The 3311-nt window shown below is 29.8% G+C and carries 4 protein-coding genes; 3 read left to right on the top strand and 1 reads right to left on the bottom strand.

Features of this window, described 5'->3' with window-relative positions; genetic code table 11:
* Window positions 1-150: cold-shock protein (locus CD121_RS11280; protein WP_143565116.1), on the bottom strand; the 150-nt coding region annotated here is incomplete at its 3' end.
* A 374-nt stretch (window positions 151-524) separates the two neighbouring features.
* Here CD121_RS11280 and CD121_RS11275 point away from each other — a divergent pair.
* Genes CD121_RS11275 through gmpC form a run of 3 tightly spaced genes read left to right on the top strand, consistent with a single transcriptional unit; the run spans window position 525 to window position 3092 of the window.
* Window positions 525-1547 carry a methionine ABC transporter ATP-binding protein gene (locus CD121_RS11275; protein ID WP_017638304.1) on the top strand — a complete coding sequence of 341 codons (1023 nt, stop codon included), beginning with the start codon at window positions 525-527 and terminating at the stop codon, window positions 1545-1547.
* Window positions 1548-1551: 4 nt separating this feature from the next.
* The gene (locus CD121_RS11270; protein WP_017638305.1) at window positions 1552-2211 is read left to right on the top strand and encodes a methionine ABC transporter permease; all 660 of its coding nucleotides are present in this window, start codon (window positions 1552-1554) and stop codon (window positions 2209-2211) included.
* Between the two features lie 38 nt (window positions 2212-2249).
* Window positions 2250-3092 (top strand): dipeptide ABC transporter glycylmethionine-binding lipoprotein, encoded by an 843-nt coding sequence (gene gmpC / locus CD121_RS11265; protein WP_017638306.1) that lies wholly within the window; start codon window positions 2250-2252, stop codon window positions 3090-3092.
* Window positions 3093-3311 lie beyond the last annotated feature (219 nt).

Genomic DNA, 3311 nt, shown 5'->3' with positions numbered 1-3311 from the left:
GTCGAATTCAACTTTTTGTCCTTCTTCTAATGATTTGTATCCTTCTTCAGCGATTGCTGAGAAATGTACGAATACGTCATTTCCATCTTCTCTTTCGATGAAACCAAAACCTTTTTCTGCATTAAACCATTTAACTGTACCGTTATTCATATCGAATACCTCCGTGTGCTTTTGCACTAAATATTTGTAACAAATTTCATTAATCAAAAGGAGTATATTCTAAACAAATAAACTTCAATCAAATTCACGACCTTTTATTACGTTAGATTAACTATACACCCTTAAACTAGATAAGTAAAGTAAGAATTATAATTAATGTTAATTATTGATAGATAATCGGTATAGATGAAATGGGGTTGTTGTTGAAAACTGTTAATTATTATGGAACATCTAAAACAAAGAAGTTAAAATAATTGCTATTTTTAGAAAAATCAGAAAATGGTGTTGACTAGATCACGCCCTTACAATATAATGCAAATATTCAGATAATAATTATCGGGATTAAAACAGGAGGAGGGTTATGATTGATTGAATTTAACAATGTAAATAAAGTATTTCATAAAAAGAAAGAAAAGATACATGCATTGAAAAATATATCATTCACGATTAATCAATATGATATTTTCGGTGTCATAGGGTATAGTGGCGCAGGTAAAAGTACCTTAGTTAGATTAGTGAATCAATTAGAACATGCTACTGATGGACAAGTAATCGTTGATGGACATGAAATTAATACATATAAGGAAAGAGAATTACGTAAAGTTAAAAAAGATATCGGTATGATATTCCAACATTTTAATTTATTGAATTCTAAAACAGTCTTTAAAAATGTAGCAATGCCCTTAATTTTAAGCGGAAAAGATAAAAAAGAAATTCAAGAAAGAGTAGATTCCATATTAAAATTTGTTGGTTTAAGTGATAAAAAGAATCAATTTCCTGATGAATTATCGGGTGGACAGAAACAAAGAGTTGCCATTGCTCGTGCCCTAATAACTAATCCTAAAGTGTTGTTATGTGATGAAGCAACAAGTGCACTTGATCCTGCTACAACCAATTCAATATTAAACTTATTGAGTAATGTAAATAAAACATTTGGCGTAACAGTGATGATGATCACACATGATATGAGTGTTATACAAAAAATTTGTAATAGAGTAGCAGTTATGGAAAATGGCGAAGTAGTTGAGATAGGTGACGTTAAAGAAGTATTTAGCAATCCTAAAACCAAGACCGCTCATAACTTTGTAACTACTGTAGTCAATATGGAACCTTCTAAATCACTCATAGATTCTTTTAATCGTTATAAAAATGAAAGTGATATTGATTTAAAATTATTTATTGATCAAGAACAAATTGAATATCCTTTATTAAATGAAATGATAAACAACTATCATTTAAATGTGAACGTCTTGTTTTCATCTATGTCTGAAATACAAGGAGATACGGTTTGCTATATGTGGATTCGTATCAAAAAAGATGAAAATTACAAGAAATTCAATCTTAATTCATTTTTTGAAAATAACAAAATACATTATGAGGAGGTTTAGATAAATGTTTGGTTCTAGTTTAGATTCATCACAATTAATACAAGCGCTATATGAAACACTCTATATGGTTACAGTAGCATTGGTCATTGGTGCATTAATCGGCATACCACTAGGGGTATTACTAGTTATTACTAGGAAAAATGGGATTTGGCCCAATGCGATTTTACATCAAATACTTAACCCCATCATAAATATATTAAGATCTATACCTTTTATTATTTTACTAATTGCAATTATACCTTTTACCAAAATGTTGGTAGGTACTTCTATAGGTACGACTGCTGCAATTGTTCCTTTAACAGTGTATGTTGCACCTTATATTGCAAGACTTGTAGAAAACTCATTATTAGAAGTAGATGATGGTATCATAGAGGCCGCAAAAGCAATGGGAGCGTCTCCTATACAAATTATCCGTTATTTCCTACTTCCAGAAGCATTAGGATCACTTATTTTAGCAATTACAACTGCCATTATAGGCTTAATAGGAAGCACAGCAATGGCTGGAGCTGTTGGTGGCGGAGGTATAGGTGATTTAGCACTTGTATATGGTTACCAACGTTTCGATACAATCGTCATCGTCATAACTGTAGTTGTATTAATTATAATTGTACAAATTATTCAATCACTCGGTAATTTTATTTCACGTAAAATTAGAAGAAATTAAAATCTATTTATTTCCATGATATAGGAGGCGTAAACAATATGAAGAAAATTTTAGGAGTAATTATTTTAGCGGTATTAGTATTATCTGCTTGTGGTGGGAAGAACGACAAACAAGTTACAGTTGGTGTAGCATCTAATGACACTAAAGCATGGGAAAAAGTGAAAGAACTAGCTAAAAAAGATGGTATCGATGTACAAATCAAGCATTTTTCTGATTATAATGTTCCGAATAAAGCATTAAGTGATGGAGACATCGATATGAATGCCTTTCAACATTTTGCGTTTTTAGATCAATATAAGAAAGCACATAAAGATGCCAAAATCTCAGCAATGAGTACAACGGTATTAGCACCTTTAGGTATTTATTCAGATAAGATAAAAGATATAAAAGATGTGAAAAAAGGAGCTCAAGTAGTTATACCAAATGACGTATCAAATCAAGCACGTGCACTTAAATTATTAGAATCAGCAGGCTTAATTAAATTGAAAAAGGATTTTGGTTTAAATGGCACTACAAAAGATATAGTTGATAACCCTAAAAATTTAAAAATTAAAGCAGTCGATGCACAGCAAACTGCACGCGCATTATCAGATGTAGATATATCAGTTATTAATAATGGTGTGGCGACAAAAGCAGGAAAGAATCCAAAGAAAGATCCAATTTATTTAGAAGATCAGAATTCTGATGCAGTACAACCGTACATTAATATTATTGCAGTTAATTCAAAAGACATAGATAATAAAACTTACAAAAAAATAGTTAAGTTATATCATTCAAAAGAAGCTCAAAAAGCATTGAAAGAAGATACTAAAGATGGCGAAAAACCTGTAGATTTATCTCAAAAAGAAATTAAAGATATTGAAAAAGAACTAAAAGAATAATGATTAGTCTTACATCGAGATAGTAAGAAGTATACATTTTCAAATTGTTAGAAACTATAACAAAAATGTATTTGCCTTACTTTCTCGATGTTTATTTTATGAAAGCAAATAATTTTAAAAGTAACATTATGAAAAATAAAATGTAATTTGTAACTTTAAAGTGTAAAGAGGAAATGTGCAATTTATATAGTAGAAATGTATTTTATGTAAGAATCAATT

Source organism: Staphylococcus pasteuri, assembly GCF_003970495.1.
Classification (GTDB): Bacteria; Bacillota; Bacilli; order Staphylococcales; family Staphylococcaceae; genus Staphylococcus; species Staphylococcus pasteuri.
This window is presented reverse-complemented; position numbering and strand designations above follow the sequence as displayed.